Source organism: Rhizobium johnstonii 3841 (assembly GCF_000009265.1).
In the GTDB taxonomy this organism is placed as follows: domain Bacteria; phylum Pseudomonadota; class Alphaproteobacteria; order Rhizobiales; family Rhizobiaceae; genus Rhizobium; species Rhizobium acaciae.
Genome location: NC_008379.1, coordinates 1 through 22,745, shown reverse-complemented (window position 1 = coordinate 22,745; position 22,745 = coordinate 1). Strand labels below are relative to the sequence as shown.

The window sequence follows — 22,745 nt, the reverse complement described above, 5'->3', positions numbered from 1 at the left end:
AGCCTCGCGAACATCCTTTAAGACATGCTGGACCCCGGTTCTTTGACGCTGGTCAAATACGGGAGAAGGCGCGCACTTCGCGCGGCCCAAGGCACAAGGGCGGGTCAGCTTGCGCGGCGGATATGGCCGTTATGCCGAGACGAACTGCCTCCCTGGATGTCACTTCGCGTCGAGAAGTTCGCGGACCCGCAAAGCCAGCTCCTTTGCGGTATAGGGTTTGCGCAGCCATTGCGCGCCCGGAACCGTATCATTGCCTGCGAGACCCGGTTCGGAATATCCCGACGTGAAGAGCACGGCAATGTCCGGCCGCAATATGCGCACCTCTTTTGCGAGTTCGTCCCCCGTCATCCCGCCCGGCATCACAATGTCGGTAAAGAGGAGCGCGACGTCAGGATTTTCCTTCAGGAGATCGAGCGCGCGGTGACCGTTTTCGGCTTCACGCACCTTATAGCCCATCGACGCAAGCCTGGCGACGGCCACGCGGCGGACACGGGCGTCATCTTCGACGACCAGCACCACTTCATCCCCTTGCGGCAGTTGGTTGTCATCGGAGCCATGGTCCGGTGCCGGCTCTTGAGGCTTCACGCCATTGATGGCGGGGAGATATATCCGGACTGCCGTGCCGCGCCCCACCTCGCTGTAAAGCTGGAGATGCCCGCCCGATTGCTTCACGAAACCATAGACCATGCTGAGCCCGAGACCTGTGCCCGAGCCAACTTCCTTCGTCGTAAAGAATGGTTCTATCGCGTGCTTCTTGACCTCCTCGGTCATACCGGAACCGGTATCCGTCATCGTGACGAGCACGAAGTTGCCGCTGCGCAGCTCCGGATACATTTTCGCATAGTCGGCATCGAGATGGACCCGCGAGATCGTCGTCGTGAGACTGCCGCCCTTGGGCATGGCGTCCCTTGCATTCAAAGCGATGTTCAGAATGGCGTTCTGAAGCTGCGAGCTATCCACAAGGACATTCAGGCCTGATCCATCGATGACGGTCGACAACCTGATATCTTCGCCGAGCGTTCGCCGGAGCAGATCCGAAAAGCCACTTACAAGCTGACCAAGATCCGCGCGCTTTGGATTCAGCGGCTGCCGTCGGCCGAAAGCCAGCAGTTGAGCCGTGAGCACCGCTCCGTCCGCCGCCGCGGCCTGAGCCTCTCCCAGAATTTCACGAAGGTTGCCGGGCGGCAGCTTATCCTCGATCATTTCGAGGTTGCCGCTGATGACGGTCAGGAGGTTGTTGAAGTCATGCGCGATGCCTCCGGTCAACTGCCCGACAGCTTCCATCTTCTGCGACTGACGAAGGTCTTCCTCGATTTTGTAGCGGCTGGTGAGATCGCGGACAAACCCGGTGAATATCCGCTCTCCGTTCGCCGTCGCCTCGCCGACGTGGAGTTCCATCGGAAACTGCGACCCGTCGGCCCGCTGTCCGGTGACGACACGCCCATAACCGATGATACGTTTCTCGCCCGTATCGAGATAGTGGTCGATGTAGCCGTCGTGAGCATCGCGGTAGGGATTCGGCATCAGGTTGCTGACGTTGCGGCCGCAAATCTGCTCTGAAGACATTCCAAACAGCTTTTCGGCAGCCTTGCTGAACGAAAGCACCACTCCCTTGTCATCGATCACCACCATGGCGTCCGGCACGGTGTCGAGGATCGAGCTCAGATGCGCTTCGCGGGATTTGACCACCTCTTGAGAGCGTTTCAAGGCGCTGACGTCGCTGTTTGTCTCTATGACGGCAAGGTCCCCATCCGGCAGATTGACCAGCACGTAGCGAGACGCGACATGAATGTCATGCCCGCTCTTGTGACGATGAGTGGTTTCACCCTGCCAGGAGCCACGCGACTTCAGCTGGTCGCGGATGTTTTCCACCGGTTCGGGGAACTGCGTCGCCAGCAGTTCGTGCACCTTCTCCCCGATAGCTTCTTCTCTTGCCCAGCCATACATGTTCTCGCAGCCGATAGACCAATGCGTGATGGTTCCGTCAAACCGATGGATCAGGATGTCAGCTCCGTCCAGCACGTGCACCATTGCATCCAGCTCGTGGGACGATACGGTTCTCGGCGATACGAGGCGGTGGGGCATGAACGTCGATCCTGCGGCTTCGTTGCATCAGTGCAAGCTGACCCTATGACAGGATTCCTCCAAAAAATCATCAGCGTCGCCGGACAACTGCGTGAGGCAGGCGAGATTGACGATTCGCAAGTCATGCCTGCCCTCGGGAATGACGACGTTTCGCGATGCAAGCTTCGTGAGAGTGCGCGACACGGTTTCAATGGTCAAACCGAGATGGTCCGCAATGTCCTGCCTGCTCATGGGGACGCGCAATACGCCCTGCCGCGCCTGAGGATTGCGGCGAGATACAAGCTTCGCAATGAAACTGCACAGGCGCTCCTCGGCGTTCTTCTTCGAGAGCAGCACCATCTGTTCGTGCGCGGCAGTCATCTCGTGGCAGAGCAGGGAGATGTATGATGGGTGAAGAGCATTCGACCGGGTGACTTCATCGTGGAAGCTCTTCCGCGACACGCGGCGAATCTTGCAATCGGTAACCGCCTCCGCCGTGAAAAGAAAATCGCTTTGCAGTGACGCGCCGATGAGGTCGCCGGCGAATTGAAACGCGGTGATCACACGGCGACCGTCGCCGACGATGCGATAGAGGCGAATAACTCCCTCTACGAGCTGGAAAAGATGTTTCGCCTCGTCGCCCTCCCAACAGATGGCTCTCCCGGCGGGGACGAGTTCCGTCGCCGAGATGAGGAAGAGCGCTGACAGAGATTGACCGGCGTCGATCGTCTCGTTCGTCATTTCGGCATGTTCGAACACCTGGTTTTTCTGCATCAGCATCGTCGTGTTCCTCATTGTCGGTCGGCACATTGGAACGCCTCTGCGTCACAGCGGAATGATCGGACAGTGCTAACCGGTGAAAGTTTGTAACAGTTTGTAACCGCGGCGGTTCGCCCCGTCTTGCTGGCCTCTTGTTGATGTAGATCAAGGAGCAATTCGCGGCTTCGTGACAGTCCTGGCGAGAAAGCTGGCCGCGACGCGGTCGTCGGCGCACTGGGGACGACATCATGAATTATACAACGGAAACGATGGTGATCGCGGTCGCGGCGTTTCTAGCGTTGCTAGGAGCCGCATTCGCACATGATCATCTCTTTGCGGTCCATATGGGAATACTTTGCTTCTGCCTCGCGGTGGGGGCTGCCCTGCTCGTCAGGAACGTTGATTTTTCGCCGGCAGGCCAACGGCGGAAAGTCGATATATCAGGCTATTTCGACGAGGTGATCCGGTATGGCCTGATCGCCACGGTATTCTGGGGCGTCGTCGGCTTCCTGGTTGGCGTCGTCATCGCGCTGCAACTGGCCTATCCCGACCTCAACATCGCGCCGTATCTAAATTTCGGAAGGCTGCGGCCCGTTCACACGTCGGCGGTCATCTTCGCCTTTGGCGGCAACGCGCTGATCATGACGTCGTTCTACGTGGTGCAACGCACCTGTCGCGCCCGTCTTTTCGGCGGCAGCCTGGCCTGGTTCGTATTCTGGGGTTACCAGCTTTTCATCGTGATGGCTGCGACCGGATATGTTCTCGGAATCACCCAGGCCCGTGAATATGCCGAACCCGAGTGGTACGTCGACCTCTGGCTGACCATCGTCTGGGTCGCCTACCTCGCAGTATATCTTGGAACGATCCTGAAGCGCAAAGAGCCGCATATCTACGTGGCAAACTGGTTCTATCTCAGCTTCATCGTCACCATTGCGATGCTGCACGTGGTCAACAACCTGGCGGTTCCGGCCTCGTTTCTTGGCTCCAAAAGCTATTCCGCCTTCTCGGGCGTCCAGGACGCACTGACCCAATGGTGGTACGGCCACAACGCCGTCGGCTTTTTCCTCACCGCCGGCTTCCTGGGCATGATGTACTACTTCGTGCCGAAGCAGGCCAACCGACCCGTCTATTCATACCGGCTCTCGATCATCCATTTCTGGGCGTTGATCTTCATGTACATCTGGGCCGGCCCGCATCATCTGCACTACACGGCATTGCCCGACTGGGCCCAGACGCTCGGCATGGTTTTCTCGATAATGCTCTGGATGCCCTCCTGGGGCGGCATGATCAATGGTCTCATGACCCTTTCAGGCGCCTGGGACAAGATTCGCACCGATCCGATCATCCGTATGATGATCGTCGCCATCGCCTTTTACGGGATGTCGACCTTCGAAGGCCCGATGATGTCGGTGAAAACCGTCAATTCGCTCAGTCACTATACCGAATGGACGATCGGCCACGTGCATTCCGGCGCTCTCGGCTGGGTGGGAATGATCACCTTCGGTGCGATCTATTATCTCACGCCGAAGCTATGGGGACGCGAGCGTCTCTACAGCCTGCGGATGGTCAATTGGCACTTCTGGCTCGCAACCCTCGGGATCGTCGTCTACGCCGCCGTGCTTTGGGTTGCCGGCATCCAGCAGGGGCTGATGTGGCGCGAGTACAATTCCCAGGGCTTCCTCGTCTATTCCTTCGCGGAGACGGTCGCGGCGATGTTCCCCTACTACGTGCTGCGTGCGGTCGGCGGAACGCTTTACCTTTCGGGCGGTCTCGTCATGGCCTGGAACGTGTTCATGACGATCCGCGGCCATCTGCGCGACGAAGCTGCGATCCCAACCACTTTCGTGCCCCAACCACAGCCTGCCGAATGAGGTGAGACATGGCATCGATACTAGATAAACATCAGATCCTCGAGAAGAACGCGACGCTTCTTCTCGTCGGCTCGCTGCTCGTCGTGAGCATTGGCGGCATCGTCGAAATCGCACCGCTGTTCTATCTGCAGAATACGATTGAAAAGGTGGAAGGCATGCGGCCGTATACGCCGCTCGAGCTGGCCGGACGAAACATCTACATCCGCGAAGGCTGCTACCTCTGCCACAGCCAGATGATCAGGCCGTTCCGCGACGAGGTCGAGCGTTACGGCCACTACTCGCTCGCCGCCGAGTCCATGTACGATCATCCTTTCCAGTGGGGATCCAAGCGAACCGGGCCGGATCTGGCCCGTGTCGGCGCCCGCTACTCCAACGAATGGCATGTCCAGCATCTCGCCGATCCACGGGCGGTCGTGCCGGAGTCGATCATGCCGAGTTACGCCTTCCTCAAAGAGCAGAGGGTGACGGTCAAGGACGTGGGAATGGACCTGAAGGCCAACGAGGATGTGGGCGTGCCTTATAACGACGACATGCTGGCGAACGCGGAGGCCGATATGAAGGCCCAAGCCGATCCGAACGCAGATACGACGGCGCTGCTTGCCCGCTATCCGAAGGCGAAGTCCGGCGATTTCGACGGCGATCCTGCTGCGCTGACCGAAATGGATGCCCTGGTGTCCTACCTGCAGATGCTCGGAACGTTGGTCGATTTCTCGACCTACAACGACGCGACCGGCTACCGATGAGGTGATCTATGGAAACCTACACTGCAATGAGACACTTCGCCGACATCTGGGGCCTTCTGGCAATGGCGGCATTCTTTGTCGGCGTCGTTGTGTTCACCCTTCGCCCAGGCAGCAAGCAAACGGCGAAAGAGGCCGCCGATATTCCCTTGAAGGATGATTGAGATGTCGGAAAAACATATCGATGAATTTAGCGGCGTCGAAACGACCGGACATGAATGGGACGGAATCCGCGAGCTCAACAATCCGATGCCCCGCTGGTGGGTGTGGACCTTCTATGCCACCATCGTCTGGGCTTTGGGCTATGCAATCGCGTATCCGGCGATCCCGATGATGACCGACGCCACGAAGGGCATGCTGGGCTTTTCCAGCCGCGCCGAGCTGCAGCAGAACCTGGATCAGGCCAAGGCATCGCAGACGACGCTTCATGATCTGATCGCCGCCAAGACGGTGCACGAGATCGATTCCGATTCTGCCCTTCGCGAATTTGCGGTCGCCGGCGGCGCATCTGCATTCAAGGTGAACTGCGCGACATGCCATGGCTCGGGAGCAAGCGGCGGCCCGGGATTTCCGAACCTCAACGACGACGATTGGCTGTGGGGCGGAGACCTGGATGCCATCGAGGCGACGATCGCGCATGGGATTCGCTTCGACGGGGATACGGACACTCATGCTTCCGAGATGCCGCCCTTTGCCGATGTTCTGGATCCCCTCCAGACAAGGCAGGTCGCGGCTTACGTCTGGGGACTGACCAATACACCGTCGGACCCCGGTCTCGCAGAGGCCGGAAAACAGGTCTTCGTCGATAACTGTGCCGCATGTCACGGCGACGACGCCAAAGGAAAAGCCGAAATGGGCGCGCCGGATCTCGCCGATGCGATCTGGCTGAAGGCACGCGGCGAGGATGCGATCATCCGTCAGGTGGCCGCTCCCAAGCATGGCGTCATGCCTGCCTGGGCAGGGCGTCTCGGCGATACGACGGTCAAGGAACTTACCATTTTCGTGCATTCGCTTGGCGGCGGGACGTGAGGGGAAAAGCCATGGCAGATCATGACCACAATCCGATCCTCGGCCTCTACGGCACATCACGCACCGCCATCCGATCGCGCATATCGGAACGCGCTAAGACGATGCCCCCATCACCCGAGCAGGACGTTCCGCCAAAGATCGCCAATTCGATCTTAGTTTGACCGGTGTCAAGGACCACAAGCAGACGGGCCGTTAGTCCTTAGCTCGTCGAGGATGTGCCAGCCGTGCCTCTCCTCGGCGGCTCCTGCAGGCCGCGCCCTTCTGTCCAGGGCGTGGCCTGTTCCTTTTAGGGAAGATCGCTTTCCGACGAGATTGCATCTGGGCATTTCTTGATCTGCATCAAGGAACGGATGCGCGGCAGATGGGACAAGGGCGGGTGAAATCGGATAGGTCCCATGAACCTCTACACTGCACCAGATCCCGATAACATCGAGCGGCTCAATGTCGAGCCGGTCAATGCCCGTCGCAACCGGCAGCCTCTCTACGCACCGCGGAAGAAGGTTTTTCCGAAGCGTGCGGAGGGACGATTCCGTCGGTTCAAGTGGATCGTCATGCTGATTACGCTCGGCATCTACTATCTCGCGCCATGGATTCGCTGGGATCGCGGTCCTTACGCGCCTGACCAGGCAATCCTCATCGACCTTTCCTCACGGCGCTTCTTCTTTTTCTTCATCGAAATCTGGCCTCAGGAATTTTATTATGTAGCGGGTCTGCTCGTCATGGCGGGGTTCGGCCTGTTTCTCGTCACTTCCGCGGTTGGCCGCGCATGGTGCGGCTACGCTTGTCCGCAGACCGTCTGGGTCGATCTTTTTCTCGTCGTCGAACGTGCGATCGAAGGCGATCGAAACGCGCGAATGAAGCTAGATGCTGGTCCCTTGAGCTTTGCCAAGGTCAGGAAGCGTGTCGTCAAACATTCGATCTGGCTCCTGATCGGCGTCGTCACGGGCGGAGCGTGGATCTTTTATTTTGCCGACGCGCCGAGCCTGCTTGTTTCGCTGTTCACCGGCCGCGCGCCTGCAGCCGCCTACACCACGGTCGCCATCCTTACCGCAACGACGTATGTGCTCGGCGGTCTCATGCGCGAGCAGGTGTGTACTTACATGTGTCCGTGGCCACGCATCCAGGGCGCAATGCTCGACGAAAATTCTCTCGTCGTCACCTACAATGACTGGCGGGGCGAGCAACGGTCGCGTCACGCCAAGAAGGCTCAAGTCAAGGGCCTGCCGGTCGGGGATTGCGTGGATTGCAATGCCTGCGTGGCGGTGTGTCCGATGGGAATCGACATTCGCGACGGACAGCAGATGGAGTGCATCACATGCGCGCTCTGCATCGACGCCTGCGACGGTGTCATGGACAAGCTCGGAAAGCCCCGCGGCCTGATTGCCTACGCCACGCTGAGCGAATACTCGAGCAACATGTCGCTTGCCACGGATGAAGGACGAACGGCCGTCCAGCCGTCCAGGGTTCGAAACGAGGATGGGACCCTCGTTCCGGCGATCCGGCACTTCAACTGGCGTATCATCTTTCGTCCGAGAACCGTGTTTTACGCAGTCGCCTGGGCGTCGGTCGGCGTGGCCATGCTCGTCCATCTCGCCTTTCGGGAGCGCCTTGAACTCAACGTCGTTCACGACCGAAACCCCCAATATGTTCTGGAAAGCGACGGCTCTCTGCGGAATGGCTACACGCTTCGTGTCCTGAACATGGTGCCGACGCCGAGGGATGTGAACATAAGCCTGGTCGGGCTGGAGGGGGCGACGATGCGCATCCCCGAGTTCGGCAAGGATGACGCTCGCAGCTTTACAGTCCATGCCGAACCCGACGCGGCCACGACGCTCAAGGTCTTCGTTACACGCAAGCCTACCGGAGCCGCGATCAATGAATTTCTGTTCGTTATCGAAGATACCGATCATGCCGATCGGGCAACCTACCGCGCGGCGTTCAATGCACCGGGAGACATCAAATGAAGACCTCCGCTCAAGGTTTTACAGGCCTGCACATGCTGCTTGCGACCTCGGCATTCTTTGGCGTGGTGATCGCGGTGAACGTCACCATGGCCTTCTATGCCTCCTCCAGCTGGAGCGGTCTGGTCGTGAAAAACACCTATGTCGCCAGTCAGGAGTTCAACCGCAAAGCGGCGGCGATGAAGGCAATGGCCGCTTCCGGCATCGAGGGCAACCTCTCCATAAAGGGGCACGAGATCCGCTACGACATTCACGACAAGAGCGGATCGCCTGCGATCGTCGACGACGTCGTTCTGAATTTCAAACGGCCCGTCGGAGACCACGAGGACTTCCTCCTTACGCTCAAGAAGGCAGCCGCGGGGCGGTTCGAAGCGGAACATGATCTAGCCGAAGGTGACTGGATCGTCGAGGCCATCTCGCGAAACAACGGCGTGGTCGTCATGCATGAGGCAAGACGCATCGATACCGCGGAGTTAGGCCAATGACCTGCTGTACCATGGACGCGGAAAGCGTGCTTGCCCTCAGCACGACATCATTCAGTGCCGAAGAGGTCCGCCTTGCCAGCCAGCCGCTCGGCGAAGGATTGCGCCAGTTGGACCTGAGCGTTTCCGACGTCCACTGCGGCGGCTGCATTTCGACCATCGAAAGGGCGTTGTTGACGCTTCCCTTCGTCAAGACAGCGCGAGTCAATCTCACGGCTCGAAGGGTCACCTGCGTCTACCAGGAGGAAATCGAGGCGCGCGCAACCGATCCGTCCAAGATCCTCGCAGCGATCAACTCGGCCGGATATCGCGCGCATCTCTTCACCCCCTCAGCTCCCGAGAACGACAAGACCAGAAATCAGCTTCTCCTCGCGATCGGCGTTTCCGGTTTTGCGGCTGCCAACATTATGTTGCTCTCGGTATCGGTCTGGTCGGGCGCAGATGCCGCGACGCGCGACATGTTTCATTGGATCTCGGCGATGATAGCAGCGCCCGCGCTGGTTTATGCGGGGCGCTTCTTCTTCAAATCGGCCTGGAATGCGCTGCGGCACGGGCGCACCAACATGGACGTTCCGATCTCGCTCGCCGTGTCGCTCTCCTATGCCGTTTCATTGTGGGAGACCGTCCATCACGGCGAGCATGCGTGGTTCGACGCTTCGGTCTCGCTGCTCTTCTTCCTGCTGATCGGCAGAACCCTCGATCATATCATGCGGGAAAAGGCTCGGGCAGCGATCAACGGACTGGCACGGCTGGCCCCGCGCGGAGCATTGCTGATCAATCCGGACGGGTCGCGACGCTACATTGCGGTAGAAGAGATCGCGGCGGGGGATGAAATCTCGATAGCCGCAGGCGAACGGGTTCCCGTCGATGGCATAGTCGTCAGCGGAGAAAGCGACCTGGACCTCTCCATCGTCACCGGCGAGAGCAGCCCCGTCGCCGTCGCCAGCGACAGCGAAGTGAGTTCCGGGGCGATGAATCTGACCGGCTCGCTCGTGTTGCGGGCGACGAGAATTGCCAAGAATTCACTTCTCTCGGAGATCATCGGCCTCATGGAAGCCGCCGAGGGCGGAAGAGCTCGCTATCGCAGGATCGCCGATCGCGCTGCGACACTCTATTCGCCGGTCGTGCATCTGCTGGCGCTGGTCTCCTTCCTTGCCTGGGGCTTCCTGGGCGGAGACTGGAAACAGGCCATGCTGGTCGCCGTAGCGGTCCTGATCATCACCTGCCCATGCGCATTGGGTCTTGCCGTGCCCGTGGTCCAGGTCGTCGCCGCGGGGGAGCTTTTCCGGAAGGGCATCATGGTGAAGGACGGCTCAGCACTCGAAAGACTGGCCGAGACCGACACCGTGGCCTTTGACAAGACGGGCACCTTGACGATGGGCAGTTCGCGCCTTGTCAGAGTGGACGCCATGGACGAGAGCGCCGCCGCAATCGCCCGTGGATTGGCAGCGCATTCACGGCATCCTCTTTCTCGGGCTCTGGTGCGGGACACCGAAACTGCCCCCATCTCCTTCGACAGGGTCACGGAAATCCCCGGCGGGGGACTGGAAGCCAGGAACGGAGCGGATATCTATCGCTTGGGCAACGCGGCGTTTGCCTGCGGAACCAGCTTCGTGCCCCGCACCGCCGACAGTCCGTTCTCGGAAGTGGTCCTGTCGAAGAATGGCGTCGATCTTGCCCGCTTCTTCTTCGATGACACGCTTCGTCCGGGTGCGTGCGAGGCCATCGACCGGCTCGATGCAGCCGGCCTTGAAACGCTGATCGTGTCGGGCGACAGGCAGACCGTCGTCGACAATACGGCGCATGCCCTGGGTATCGACAGGGCTTTGGGCTCTCTGACGCCGAAGCAGAAGGTCGAGGAATGCCAGAGGCTGAATGGCGAAGGTCGTCGCGTGCTCATGGTTGGCGACGGGATCAACGACGCCCCGGCACTTGCTGCGGCGCATGTCTCGATGGCGCCGGCCACGGCCTCCGATATCGGCAGACAGGCGGCCGACCTCGTTTTCTTCAACGATCGCCTTGACGCTGTTCCGGAAGCGATCGCCGTTGCGCGACGATCCGCCAGCCTCATCCGGCAGAACTTCGCTCTTGCCATTGGTTACAACGTTCTGGCGGTGCCGATCGCCATCGCCGGATTGGCGACGCCGCTGATAGCGGCGGTGGCAATGTCGACATCATCGATCATCGTCGTGACGAACGCACTGCGCTTGAACGGCTTCGGCAAGCGTCCGGATATGCACATTCGACGGGGGATCGGCAGGAGTGCGGAGGTCAAAGCCGCATGAACATGTTGATCTATCTCATACCGATCGCGCTGCTGATGGGAGGAATAGGACTCCTGGCATTCCTTTGGTCGCTGAAAAGCGGCCAGTATGACGACCTTCAAGGCGCCGCCTGGCGAATCCTCGCCGAGGACGAAACCGATCAACGAAAACCCTAACCACAGACTGGGTCCAAACACGAAAGGAAGATGGATGCTTGCGAAAAATTCTGTGCTTCTGCAGTCTGAGCTGTTCGCTGGTTTGGATCAGGCGACTGTGGAGCAATTCACCGCAACGGCTGAGCTTCGAAGCTTCGCTGCTGACGAGAAGATCGTAGCCGAGGGCCAGAAGGCGTCGTTCGTCTACTGCGTCATGAACGGGTTTGTCCGACTTTCAAAATCGGAATCCACCGGGCGCGAGGCGGATATCTGCGTGTGCGAGCCGGGCGACACCTTTGGGGAATATCTCCTCTCGGGGGGCGGCTCCTACGCTTATAGCGCGCGGTCCGCCGACGGGGCCGAGGTCGCGCTGTTCGCGCTTGCGGACTTGCAGGCATTCGCCGACCAACATCCGGTCGTACACCGGAATGTCATGCGCATCATGGTCAGGCACCTGCTCGGTGCGTTGGATTGTATTGCGGGAGACCGATTGCTCACAGCCGCGCAACGGGTGGCAAACTACCTTGTGAGCCGCTGCCCCGCCTCGACGATCACCTCGCGGGTCACGTTCCGCCTTCCTTACCGGAAGAGAATCCTGGCCGGCAAACTGGGACTGGCGCCGGAAGCCCTTTCCCGCGCGTTTGCGGCGCTCGCCCCGTCGGGGGTCGAAGTCAGAGGCAAGGTCGTCCTCGTCGATAGCGTCGACCTGCTGCGGGAGGCATGCTGAACCAACAAAACGGGATCGGCAAAGTGTCGTAATTGACCAGCGTGAATGTGCCGATCCCCCAGCCGGTAGCGAACACGGCTGGCAATTGCGGGCACTTGCCAGAGAACTCGGTATCGCGACGGAGGGACCGACGCAATGACACGCAAGCAGAAGCGCCTGGTGGTGATCGCAGGCGGCATGGGCTTCATTGCAGCCGCCGTGCTGTTGGTGATGTTCGCCTTCAGCCAGTCGGTCGCCTATTTCTACATGCCGGCCGATCTGGCTAAGACGCCGGTAGCGCCGGAAACCCGCATTCGCCTCGGCGGCCTGGTTGGCGAGGGCAGCGTCGTGCGCGACACCGGTTCGACGGTGGAATTTGCCGTCACCGACGGCAGCGCCAATGCCGTAGTGGTCAAATATACCGGCATCCTGCCCGATCTCTTCCGCGAAGGGCAAGGCGTCGTCACCGAGGGCATGTTTGCCACAGGCACCAACGTCTTCATCGCCGATACCGTGCTTGCCAAGCATGACGAGACCTACTTGCCGAAGGATGTGGCCGACAGGCTCAAAGCCCAGGGGCTATGGAAGGAGGGCCAGGAGGCAAAGGCGACGCCATGATCATCGAGATCGGCCATTATGCGCTGGTGCCGGCGCTCGTGACATCGATCATCCACTCCATCGTACCGGTGACCGGCGCGCGCAGGCGCGACCAGGCGATGATGGATGTGGCGAGCAAGCCGACTGGCAGCAAGCTGACAGCGGATGAGCAGGCGAAGCTGAGCGAGTTGCTTCACAGAGATCGCACTATTTGACGGAGATCAATGGCGGCTCGACGCGGTCGTCCTATCGTCGTCGCAGTAACAATTCCTATGAACGAGGCAGGACAATGCAGGCGAAGGACATAATGACCACTAACGTGGTGTCGATCGGTCCAGCGGTCGGTATACGCCACGCCGTCGCTGTCATGATGCAAAACAACGTCAGCGGCCTTCCTGTCATTGACGACGAAGGCCGCGTCTGCGGATTGCTTACGGAGGGCGATCTGCTGTTGCGGAGAGAGATCCGGTTCGCTCCCCGCGCTGCCCGCGCACCCGAAATCATATCCGAGATCGATCTTGAGCGATATATTTCCAGCAATGGCTGGTGTGTCGCCGATGTCATGTCTCAAGATGTGATCGTGGCGAGCCCCGACAGCGAGGTGTCGGATATCGCCGAAAGCCTCCAGGCGCACCGGATCAAGCGGCTGCCTATCGTCGAGGACGGGCGCCTTGTCGGGATTGTCAGCCGCAGAGACATTCTCGGGCTGATCATCGATGCTCAGACGCCGCCGCTGCCAAAAGAAGATGAATCGATCAGGCTGGCGGTCCGAACGCGCCTGAGGTCGGATTTGGGGATAACGCCCCAGAAGGTCCAGGTAACCGTCAAGAACGGCCAGGTGACACTCGATGGCAACGTCGAGTCGGAGCTGAAGCAAAAGGCTGTTCGCACCCTGGTCGAAAGCCTGGGCGTCGGCGCCTATCGCGACCGGCTCCAGATCGCTCGGCTGACCGGGACTGAGGTCGGCTGAACAGCGCCTCATGCTGTTTAAAGCGCCCAGCAATATCCGCACATCCGCGGACACCAATTTCCGGATATCGGAGCATATGCGGCGATAATGCATCTTATGGGCACCCGCTGGTGTTCAGCCCGTTTCTCGCAAAGATTTTGTGAAATCGCTGCTTGCCTCGACCAAACAATCTCACAGATCTTGGACACCCGAACTTCTCAAGCTAGCGGCACTGCCGCTCGCGCCTAAGGCGCGGCTTCGGCTGGCGCCCGTTGGCGAGGGTGAATTTGACGCGAGGAGGCTCGCTCGGTGTTGCGCCCCAAAACCGAGCGAGCCTCTGTCAAGTTTCCCCCCTTGACACGGGAAAATCCCGACCCGCCAAACCGACATACTCAATTGGCGAGGCCGTTTCTTTGATGGAGGTCAAACACGGCTGGAAGAGCAGCGCTCATTCGGCGGCGACGATCTCTTCCAAAACGGGCAGAATATCCATCGTGAGGCTTTTCTCGTCGATCGGTCCGACATGTCTCAAGACGATTCGCCCCGTGCGATCGACAATAAAAGTTTCCGGGACGCCGTAGACTTCCCAGTCGATCGAGCTTCTTCCCTTGGTGTCGATTCCGATTGCCGCGAACGGATTGCCGTTTCCCCACAGCGATTGGAACGGGAGAACACGACCAAGCGCTCCCTCGTGTATGGCTATCCTCAGCCGGCGGCTAAGGATGGCTCGTCGTAGCCTTTTCAGCCATCTCGTGACTGGTCCGATGCGCTCGCCAGCTGGTGCTCAGCTTTCACCCAACTTGATCAGGATCAATTACGCTGCAACCCCCACAATGTATTGCTCCGATCACACAGGGGAGCGTGCACATGGATTTCGAAGCGTATTTTAAAAGCGCGCTGGACGGGCTTCACACCGAGGGCCGTTACCGCGTTTTTGCCGATCTCGAACGTCACCGCGGCAATTTTCCGCGCGCGACGCGCCATACGGCCGATGGTGCAAAAGAAGTTACCGTCTGGTGCTCCAACGACTATCTCGGCATGGGCCAGCATCCCAAGGTGATCGAGGCGATGAAGAACGCCATCGACCACTGTGGCGCGGGTGCGGGAGGCACCCGGAATATTTCTGGCACCAACCATCACCACGTCGTGCTCGAACGTGAGCTTGCCGATCTGCACGGCAAGGAAGCGGCACTGATCTTCACATCAGGCTATGTTTCCAACTGGGCGGCACTCGGCACGCTCGGTGCGAAGATTCCCGGGCTCATAATCTTCTCCGACGCTATGAACCATGCCTCGATGATCGAGGGTATTCGCCACGCCAAGTGCGACAAGGTGATCTGGAAGCACAATGACGTGGCCGATCTCGAGGCCAAGCTCGCTGCCGCCGATCCGAAGGCGCCGAAGCTGATCGCCTTCGAGAGCGTCTATTCGATGGACGGCGATATCGCCCCGATCAAGGAGATCTGCGACCTCGCCGACAAATATGGGGCGATGACCTATCTCGACGAAGTGCATGCCGTCGGCATGTACGGCCCGCGCGGCGGCGGCATTGCCGAGCGCGAGGGGCTGATGGACCGTCTGACCGTCATCGAGGGCACGCTCGGCAAGGCTTTCGGTGTCATGGGCGGTTATATCGCCGCTTCGACGGCACTTTGCGATTTCATCCGTTCGTTTTCCTCCGGCTTCATCTTCACCACCGCGCTGCCGCCGGCACTTGCCGCCGGCGCCGTTGCCTCGATCCAGCACCTGAAGGTCAGCCAGTTCGAACGCGCCCGCCATCAGGATCGTGTCCGCAAGCTGAGAGCGCTGCTCGACCAGCGCGGCATTCCGCATATGCCCAATCCGAGCCATATCGTGCCGGTGCTGGTCGGCGATGCGGCCAAGTGCAAGTGGATCTCCGATCTGCTGCTCGACAATTGCGGCGTCTACGTCCAGCCGATCAACTATCCGACAGTGCCGAAGAAGACCGAGCGCCTGCGTATCACCCCGACGCCGCTGCATTCCGACGCCGATATCGCCCATCTGGTCGAGGCGCTGCATTCGCTCTGGTCGCGCTGCGCATTGGCGCGGATGGTTGCTTGAGCAAGACCGTCGGCCATCACAGATTTCATCGCATCTTATGTGTGATGGGGATCAAAGCGGCTACTCTTCCTCCAGCAGTAGCGCTGTAGCCAGGTAGCCCATGCTCATCGTGCTCGCGAAGAAATAAATGAACAGCCCCTGGGCGAGGTAATTCTCAAGAGCACCTGCCGTGGAGGTTGAGGACAAAAGACCGTTCTGCCAAACCACGAACCCCACAGCGCATCCAATTGCAAACCCCGTGGCCAATCGAGTGAGTATGAAGCTGATCATGCGAGGCATGGCGGCACCTATGAGCTAACTCGCAATAACGGCCTAGCAACGAGAATGTTCCGGCTGCAAAATGACCTTTGTCAACGACGGAGGAGGCTGACCATGCAAAAAGCTGGCGGAACCGAGGGGCCGAAGCAGTGCATCTCCTATCTTTCGCAGCCGGCGTTTTTGCGCTTCTCATCTTGCCTGGGCCGACCAACGCAATATTGGCGATGGCCTCCCAGGGGCTGACCGCCGGGCGTGCGATCGTGCTGCTTGGTACGGTCGTGTCCGCCTATCTGGCCATTGTCGTTCCGGCTTCCGGCCTGGCCGGTCCCTTTCTCCATGCGCACCCTCTGGTCGCGCAAAGCGTCAAGCTTGCCTCCGCAGCCTGGGTATTCTAGCTCGCGCTGCGCCTCTGGGGCGTTGGATCCAGTCCCACCGAGATTGTGACTGTACGGCAGTTGGCGATCACGACACTATTGAATCCCAAGGCGCTGATCATCGGGCTCACGATGATGCCCGACGCGCAGGATGTGTCGGGGATGGCCGCGACCGCGGCCCTCGCCTTCGTTGTCCTTTTCGCATCCTCGATCTGGCTGTCGACAGGCAGAATTGTTCTGGGAAGTGAAAAACAAATGCCGTTGGTGGCTCGGCGATGCAGGATCCGCAACCCTGCTGGTGTTCTCCGCCGTGCTGACGTTCAGCACATTTTGACAAGCATCCAATTCCTTCGACGCTGTCACCATCAACCATAGTGACGATCCGCCACCGGTTATGTCGACCGCGCCGCGTACGTGGGGCAAAATCCATGGCGGCGTTTTGGTGAGCGGTCATAGAAGTGTGCATAACCGCGCGCTTTGAGAAGTGATTGCTAGTCTGGGGATTCTCAAGCCGGGGCAAATCATGATTCGATTCTGCCATGAAGAAACGGCTCCCCTCCCCCGAGCATGCCGACACGCTTTCACTGAATGCGTTGCGCGGATTGGTGACGGGTCTTCTGGAACGGTCGCAGCAGGCAGAAGCCCGGCTTGCGAAGCTTGAGGCCGACAACATCCAGCTGCGGGAGGAAAACGCCGCCCTTCGGCTGGAGAATACCCGCCTGAAACTCGAGAACCAGCTGTTGCGCGACGAGATCGCCCGGCTGAAAAATCTGCCGCCGCGCCCGCCGTTTCGCGCCTCCGGCATGGAGAGGGCAACGGAGGCCTCTCCAGCAAACCATGTGGCCGGCAGGAAAAAGCCGCGGGGTCCGAAGCTGGATGTGGATCGGGTCAGCCGGCAGGAGATCCTGCGCATCGATGCTCCGTCCGGCTCGCGCTTCAAGGGATATAGAAGCGTCTACGTCCGAGACCTGGTGCTCAAGGCGGAACTCGTGCACTACCGCCGTGAATGCTGGGTGACACCGGATGGAAAGACGGTTCTCGCTCCCTTGCCGGCCGGGATCATAGGTGGCTATGGCGCCAACCTCCGGCGGCTTTGCCTGATGCTGCACGCACAAGGACAGGTGACGACGCAGCGGTTGACGACATTGCTGAACGATGTCGGGATCGCCATCTCCAAGCGTCAGATAGTGCGGCTTCTCACCAGGCAGCTGGAGGGCTTCGTCGCCGAGGATGCCGCACTGCTGCATGCCGGTCTCGTGGCGTCGCCTTATGTGACGGTTGACGACACCGGCGCGCGGCATTCCCATAATAACTATTACACCACACAGATCGGCGGTGCGGATTTTACCGTCTTTCGCACCACGAAATCGAAGTCACGCCTGAACTTTCTGTCCCTGCTGCGCGGCGGCTATCAGGATTATGTGCTGGGTGACGCCGCATTCGATTATCTGAAAGAACGTCGCGGCAATCCGCCCGTAGTCCATGGGCTTCGGACGTTTGAGCCGCAACACTTCTGCAACCAGGTACCGTTCATGGCGCATCTGGCTGACAAAGGTGTCGATATTCTCAACCGCCAGGAGATCGGCACCCTTGCCGAAGCAGGGCTTTGGGGCTCCATCCGCCATCACGGCCTGATGGCAAATACGGTGATCGTGTCCGACGATGCCGGACAGTTCCGTGTCGGCAATCATGCACTGTGTTGGGTCCATACTGAGCGCCTTCTGCAAAAGCTGATGCCGACCACTGCAAAGGAGGAGCGGCTGGTCACGATGGTCCGAGATCTCGTCTGGCGTTTCTATAAAGCGCTGAAAGCCTACCAGCAGTGCCCTTCCCCCCAGTCCGCTCCCGCATTCCGACGACGGTTCGATAGGATCTTCACACTACGTACGGGTTATGAAGCACTCGACACGCTTCTCGAGCGACTGCATCGCAGGAAGAACGAGCTGCTAAAGGTGCTCGAGTATCCCGGCATCCCGCTCCACACCAATGCCTCCGAAAATGCCTTACGGACGTTTGTCACGAAGCGGAAGATCTCCGGTGGCACAATGAGCCAGGATGGCCGTGTTGCGCGCGATGTCATGCTCGGCCTGATGAAGACCTGCCAAAAGCTCGGCCTTTCCTTCTACCATTATCTCGGTGACCGGCTTGGGATCGGCAGTGAAGATCACCCCATCCCGTCTCTCCCGGCCACCATCCTTGCCCGGGCTTAAACGCTGGAGCCACCAACGGTCATCAGCGCTCGACGCTTCTGCCTGCCAAACCGGCAGCGCCATCGAATCTGCCCCACTTACCCCGCGCCGCACGATCCGAGAGACAATGTGATGGAACATAACGCATTGAAATTATGGTAAACATACCGTTAACTAGAAGCTATATCTCATATTACTTCCGCCGTCGCATTGCCTTCCTCTCCCGGTCAATGGGAGCGACGATCATGACGGTTGGCTGGGCGATTATTTGCCAGAAAACCAGGCCTGACCATGAAGGATCGATTGAATTCCAGGCTTTTTGGACCCCTCGAACTTGCGCCTGAAAGCCGAGAGGGTGACTGCCACCAGCCTGATAAGATCAATGGGCCGCTGAACGACAACAACGAGTTCACAAAGAAAACGACCGCTCTCATCCCTAAAGCCTATTCGATCCCGACGCCGGCCGCGACAGTGGAGGAAATCGTTCCGCCAAAAAGTGATCCTCATCCGGGCAGGCATTCGGCCGAAGCAGGCATCCCGCCTCCCCTCCCCTCAACTGGCATGCCTCGCCGTCAGCCCGTTCGCCCGCACGAGCGCCATCAGCATCGGTCCGATCGCAAATTCGCCCCTTTCGGTCCTTCGGGTCAGATCTCTGAGATAACCGCCGGGTGAGTTGATGTGCCCTCCCCTTTCCAGGATGCAGGCGATCACGGTTGCGGCGTTTTCCGGCCCCATGCCGGAGCAGGCTTCCTCATAGGCCGAGGGACTGACGCCGAGCATCGAGCGCACGACGACGGCGGCCGACATCAGGTCTCGCCAATTGCCGATGCTTCCTCCAGGCCCGTAATCGAGAATACTGGGGCAGGCCTGGAGGACGAGGCCGAGCGGGAAGGATTTCAGGCCTGGTCCGGCGCCCGGATCGGCCGCGCCTCCCGCTCCGTTGCTCGTCCCGCCCATAGGCTTTTGCTGTTTCAACCTTCGCTCGGCCGACGGCCCGGCGTTCGGGTCGTTATCGGCCGCTGCCTTTTCGCCCTGCTTCGTTTCGAAGCTTGGTTCAAGTTCATAAATGGAGTCGGGATTTGAATTCTGTTTGTGATGCTCAATTTGAGACTCATTGGCGTCTATTTTTTTTGCTTTTATCCGTCTTTCCAGCATGTTGAGGATCTCTGCGCGCAGTAGCACCATCTCGTCGAGCAGTGGTGCCAGGTCTTCGGCGGTCGCCACGCGTGGAATTCGGGCAAGAAGCGCTCGAAACATCACCGAAATGTCTTCCCAATCACCGGAAACCCCTTCTTCGAGGGCCGCCGCTATCAGCTTGGAGATATCGCGCCGGCACAGCGTCAGGCGTTCCCTGGTCACCCGCAGCAACTCCCGGTCAGCAACCGCCTGGGCGGCCAAGGTTTCGATTTCGACAGCACGGGCCAGGAGCGGTGCGACGCTGAAGCCGAAGGCCTCGCCGATGGCCCCTGCCCTGTCGCGGCGCGCATACCGCTTTCCATTCGGGCTGTCCTTGCGCAGGATCAGGCCGGCCTCGACCAGGACGGCAAGATGCCGCCTGAGGGTGGCTGACGTCATGCCACGAGCGCGCAACGAAAGCTGCGCATTCGACGGGAAGACGATCAGTCCCTTTTCCTCGGAGATCTCGTCGTCAGGGTAGAAGGTCAAAAGCGCGTCGAGCACCGTCAACGCCCGATCGGTGACGCCAAGCGCAGGCCGCGCTTCGCAGATCGCCCTGAACAGCTTCCATTTGCTGCGTTTCATCCCCGGCTCGATGGTCTCGGCCAGTTGCTGACTTGCCAGCATGCCAAGCGACATCGGCCGCCGCCCAAAGGGCGTCGTCACATATCCACTCTCCATTTGCCTTTACCTCAGTTTAGGCAAAAGAATTCTGCTCACCAAAAAGCGGCGCCAAGACTCTTGACTGTGATTCGTGGAAATGCGATTCTCGATCTGCTAGGAATACGAGGAAGGCTTCCACGACGGCGTCGTTGGGGGCCTTTTTCTTTTGCGGTCTACTCTCCTTGTTGAACGTTTCGGCCTCGATAAGCCTTGTAGAGATCCGTCAGGCTCTCGGAGAGGAAATCTCCAAACCCGACCGCATCCTTGGCCTTCAAAGCAAGTGTAAAAGTTCGTCCGTCGCTCCGCAGATCGGCGGCGACGGACTTGTCGTCGGACATCCATTTGCTCGCACGAACTTGTTTCGATGGAACTGATCGACCTGACGCCTTGATATGCGTCAGCAGGACGTTAAACCGATCGTCGCCTGTTTTAGTGTTGAACTCCTCCGTTCCGAGGAAGGCACGTGCCCTCTCCAAATTCGAGGGTCGCTCTAACAGGGTCTTCAGCTCATACCAGCGATCACGTCCAATGCCCTTGGCTGCTCCGACCGCGTCCAGCAATTCGCGAGGCATGCTCGCCACCGCCAGCATCTTCGATAGGGTCGCCCTGTCCACGGAGAGCGCTGAGAGAATGATTGCGTTGTCACCATCGAAGTGAAGCCGCGCGATTTCACTCGCGAACATTGCCTTCTCAAAAAATGACAGATTGGCGCGCGCTGAATTCTCTTGCCCCTGCGCGACGAGATGATCACTATCTTTTAGGTCTTTAACGACTGCACGGACATTTCTTCCGAGCGCCCTTGCCGCTCGAAGACGTCGATGCCCGAACACCACCATATAGCGCTCGGAATCCTTGGGGTGAGGCCGCACCAGGATCGGGCTGTCCTGCCCCCGCTCCCGAATTGCCGAAAGCAACTCGTTGAACTCCTGTTCGTCTTCCTCAATGCGATCGCGCACGAATGATGCATCGACTAGATCCGGGTCCAATTCGATGACAGTCTCACCCTCCAGTAGCTTGTCTGCACGGGCCGCCATCTCATCGATGGAATTCAGGATCGACTTAGACGCACCCCGGATGGTGTAATCAAGAACCGCCCGGTTGCTGTCGGTCGGCGTGTCGCTCATCACATTCGCAAATGGGTTTTTCCGAGCCATACCGCTATCCTCGAAGCCACGTTATCGCTTTGTTTCGGTTGCAAAATCTTGCTGTTTTGACGGCGGTCAACATCGTTAGAGCCTCCCCCAGGCCCTGTGGATCAATCCTTGGATCTCGAAATTGACGGCATCCATGCATTCGATCGCGCGGTCATAGGTTTCTCGCGTGAAATTTGAGCGATCGAGCTCGTAGAGGGTGCGTTTCGTCAAGCCGGCATCGGAGATCGCCGTTGTCTTCACCATCGGGCTCTTGAGGATTTCCTCAGCGAACATCGATTGCATGAAGCCCAGCATCTGCACCTGTGGAACATCGGTTGGCTCGAATCGGGTAATCAGGTAACGGAGCCAGTCCATGCGCACATTGGCGCCAGCCTTTTTGATTGTCTTGGTGATATTGCCGAGCATGAGCAGGAACTGCGACATCGACATCAGGTCCAACATTTGCGGATGGACGGTAATTAAGACGGAGGTCGCGGCAGTAAGCGCGGTTAAGGTGAGGTACCCCAGTTGCGGAGGGCAATCGACCACCACGACGTCGTAGCGGCTGTCAACCTCCTCCAGCGACTTACCGAGACGCGTGAAGAAGCGCTTCCCATCCGCGCCAGCCTGCATCGCAAGGGGCGTGTCGTATTCATATTCCTGCAATTCCAAATTCGCCGGGACAATATCGAGACCCGGGAAATTGGTCGGCAGAATGACGTCGGCAATCGACTTGCGCTCGTCGTCATAGCGTATCGCATCGTAGAGCGAGGGATTCCGATCAAGCTCCGGCTGGAAACCGTGCAGAGCCGAGAGCGACGCCTGTGGGTCAAGGTCAATTGCAAGCACGCGGTGTCCGGTAAGCGCCAAGTGCTGCGCAAGGTGAGCCGTGGTGGTCGTCTTGCCAGAGCCTCCCTTGAAGTTAACGACGGCAACAACCTGCAATTTATCGCCCGGCTTGCGGTGAGGAACATATCTCTTAGCTTCCGTCTTCCCCGTCCTGTCGAGAAAAAATCGCAGCTCCAACATCTGCTCGGCAGTATAATATCTGCGATTTCCCGACATTGTGATCGGCGTCGGGCCCTTGCCGTCGAGATAGAGGCGCTTCAAATTGCTCGGGGTGACGCCAAGATAATGTGCGACCTCCGCGAGCGAGAACTGGCGCAGGTTTTTTTTCGCGTTCGGAGGAAAATTCTCCAAACGCAGTTGATCGAGCTTGCGCGAGATTTCCGCACCTTGCATCAGGATCTTGTCGTCAAACTCAAACGACGGTAGCGGGCTGAACGCGTTCAT

The 22,745-nt window shown here is 59.2% G+C and carries 20 protein-coding genes and 2 pseudogenes; 16 read left to right on the top strand and 6 right to left on the bottom strand.

Translation table 11 applies throughout. The features are described from left to right. Positions 1-159: 159 nt before the first annotated feature. Complete coding sequence (locus RL_RS25985; protein WP_011649560.1) at positions 160-2,085, bottom strand: PAS domain S-box protein; 1,926 nt, start codon at positions 2,083-2,085, stop codon at positions 160-162. A 27-nt stretch (positions 2,086-2,112) separates the two neighbouring features. After that, positions 2,113-2,844, bottom strand: coding sequence for a Crp/Fnr family transcriptional regulator (locus tag RL_RS25980; protein ID WP_041936737.1), 732 nt, complete (start codon positions 2,842-2,844; stop codon positions 2,113-2,115). 227 nt (positions 2,845-3,071) lie between these two features. On the opposite strand from RL_RS25980, the gene ccoN reads away from it, so the two are divergent. The 14 genes and pseudogenes from ccoN to hemA all read left to right on the top strand — a co-directional run bounded on the left by ccoN (position 3,072) and on the right by hemA (position 15,659). Then, positions 3,072-4,694, top strand: a complete 1,623-nt coding sequence (gene ccoN, locus RL_RS25975; protein ID WP_011649558.1) for a cytochrome-c oxidase, cbb3-type subunit I — start codon at positions 3,072-3,074, stop codon at positions 4,692-4,694. An 8-nt stretch (positions 4,695-4,702) separates the two neighbouring features. Further along, positions 4,703-5,437 carry a cytochrome-c oxidase, cbb3-type subunit II gene (ccoO, locus tag RL_RS25970; RefSeq protein WP_011649557.1) on the top strand — a complete coding sequence of 245 codons (735 nt, stop codon included), beginning with the start codon at positions 4,703-4,705 and terminating at the stop codon, positions 5,435-5,437. Between the two features lie 8 nt (positions 5,438-5,445). Beyond that, a complete protein-coding gene (locus RL_RS25965; RefSeq protein ID WP_011649556.1) occupies positions 5,446-5,598 on the top strand; it encodes a CcoQ/FixQ family Cbb3-type cytochrome c oxidase assembly chaperone in 153 nt (50 codons plus the stop codon). A 1-nt stretch (position 5,599) separates the two neighbouring features. Continuing rightward, positions 5,600-6,463 (top strand): cytochrome-c oxidase, cbb3-type subunit III, encoded by an 864-nt coding sequence (gene ccoP / locus RL_RS25960; protein ID WP_011649555.1) that lies wholly within the window; start codon positions 5,600-5,602, stop codon positions 6,461-6,463. A gap of 11 nt (positions 6,464-6,474) precedes the next feature. Further along, a pseudogene (locus RL_RS25955) lies at positions 6,475-6,659 on the top strand (hypothetical protein). 199 nt (positions 6,660-6,858) lie between these two features. Further along, the gene (gene ccoG, locus RL_RS25950; protein WP_011649554.1) at positions 6,859-8,427 is read left to right on the top strand and encodes a cytochrome c oxidase accessory protein CcoG; all 1,569 of its coding nucleotides are present in this window, start codon (positions 6,859-6,861) and stop codon (positions 8,425-8,427) included. Beyond that, positions 8,424-8,909: a FixH family protein gene (locus RL_RS25945; protein WP_011649553.1), complete on the top strand. Its 486-nt coding sequence runs from the start codon at positions 8,424-8,426 to the stop codon at positions 8,907-8,909. The genes ccoG and RL_RS25945 overlap by 4 nt, the downstream gene beginning before the upstream one ends. Further along, positions 8,906-11,191, top strand: a complete 2,286-nt coding sequence (locus RL_RS25940; protein ID WP_011649552.1) for a cation-translocating P-type ATPase — start codon at positions 8,906-8,908, stop codon at positions 11,189-11,191. Before RL_RS25945 ends, RL_RS25940 begins: the two co-directional genes overlap by 4 nt. Further along, on the top strand, positions 11,188-11,346 hold the full coding sequence (gene ccoS / locus RL_RS25935; RefSeq protein ID WP_011649551.1) for a cbb3-type cytochrome oxidase assembly protein CcoS: 159 nt from the start codon (positions 11,188-11,190) through the stop codon (positions 11,344-11,346). Before RL_RS25940 ends, ccoS begins: the two co-directional genes overlap by 4 nt. A 34-nt stretch (positions 11,347-11,380) precedes the next feature. After that, positions 11,381-12,052, top strand: coding sequence for a Crp/Fnr family transcriptional regulator (locus tag RL_RS25930; protein ID WP_011649550.1), 672 nt, complete (start codon positions 11,381-11,383; stop codon positions 12,050-12,052). Positions 12,053-12,187: 135 nt separating this feature from the next. Then, positions 12,188-12,649: a cytochrome c maturation protein CcmE gene (ccmE, locus tag RL_RS25925; RefSeq protein ID WP_011649549.1), complete on the top strand. Its 462-nt coding sequence runs from the start codon at positions 12,188-12,190 to the stop codon at positions 12,647-12,649. Then, entirely contained in the window at positions 12,646-12,843 is a 198-nt protein-coding gene (locus RL_RS25920) for a hypothetical protein (protein WP_003549126.1), read from the top strand. Before ccmE ends, RL_RS25920 begins: the two co-directional genes overlap by 4 nt. 74 nt (positions 12,844-12,917) lie before the next feature. Then, entirely contained in the window at positions 12,918-13,598 is a 681-nt protein-coding gene (locus RL_RS25915) for a CBS domain-containing protein (protein WP_011649548.1), read from the top strand. An 846-nt stretch (positions 13,599-14,444) separates the two neighbouring features. Continuing rightward, on the top strand, positions 14,445-15,659 hold the full coding sequence (hemA, locus tag RL_RS25910; RefSeq protein WP_011649547.1) for a 5-aminolevulinate synthase: 1,215 nt from the start codon (positions 14,445-14,447) through the stop codon (positions 15,657-15,659). Positions 15,660-15,719: 60 nt separating this feature from the next. Here the strand turns inward: hemA and RL_RS40750 are convergent, their stop codons facing one another. After that, positions 15,720-15,938 carry a hypothetical protein gene (locus RL_RS40750; protein ID WP_003549133.1) on the bottom strand — a complete coding sequence of 73 codons (219 nt, stop codon included), beginning with the start codon at positions 15,936-15,938 and terminating at the stop codon, positions 15,720-15,722. A 128-nt stretch (positions 15,939-16,066) separates the two neighbouring features. Between RL_RS40750 and RL_RS25900 the strand changes: the two are divergent. Next, positions 16,067-16,625, top strand: a pseudogene (locus RL_RS25900) (threonine transporter RhtB). Positions 16,626-16,830: 205 nt separating this feature from the next. After that, positions 16,831-18,501 (top strand): IS66 family transposase, encoded by a 1,671-nt coding sequence (locus RL_RS25895; RefSeq protein ID WP_011649147.1) that lies wholly within the window; start codon positions 16,831-16,833, stop codon positions 18,499-18,501. A gap of 531 nt (positions 18,502-19,032) precedes the next feature. Here the strand turns inward: RL_RS25895 and repC are convergent. The 3 genes from repC to repA all read right to left on the bottom strand — a co-directional run bounded on the left by repC (position 19,033) and on the right by repA (position 22,745). After that, positions 19,033-20,337: a plasmid replication protein RepC gene (gene repC, locus RL_RS25885; RefSeq protein ID WP_011649545.1), complete on the bottom strand. Its 1,305-nt coding sequence runs from the start codon at positions 20,335-20,337 to the stop codon at positions 19,033-19,035. A 155-nt stretch (positions 20,338-20,492) separates the two neighbouring features. Continuing rightward, positions 20,493-21,473, bottom strand: a complete 981-nt coding sequence (repB, locus tag RL_RS25880; protein ID WP_011649544.1) for a plasmid partitioning protein RepB — start codon at positions 21,471-21,473, stop codon at positions 20,493-20,495. A 75-nt stretch (positions 21,474-21,548) separates the two neighbouring features. After that, positions 21,549-22,745: a plasmid partitioning protein RepA gene (gene repA / locus RL_RS25875; RefSeq protein ID WP_011649543.1), complete on the bottom strand. Its 1,197-nt coding sequence runs from the start codon at positions 22,743-22,745 to the stop codon at positions 21,549-21,551.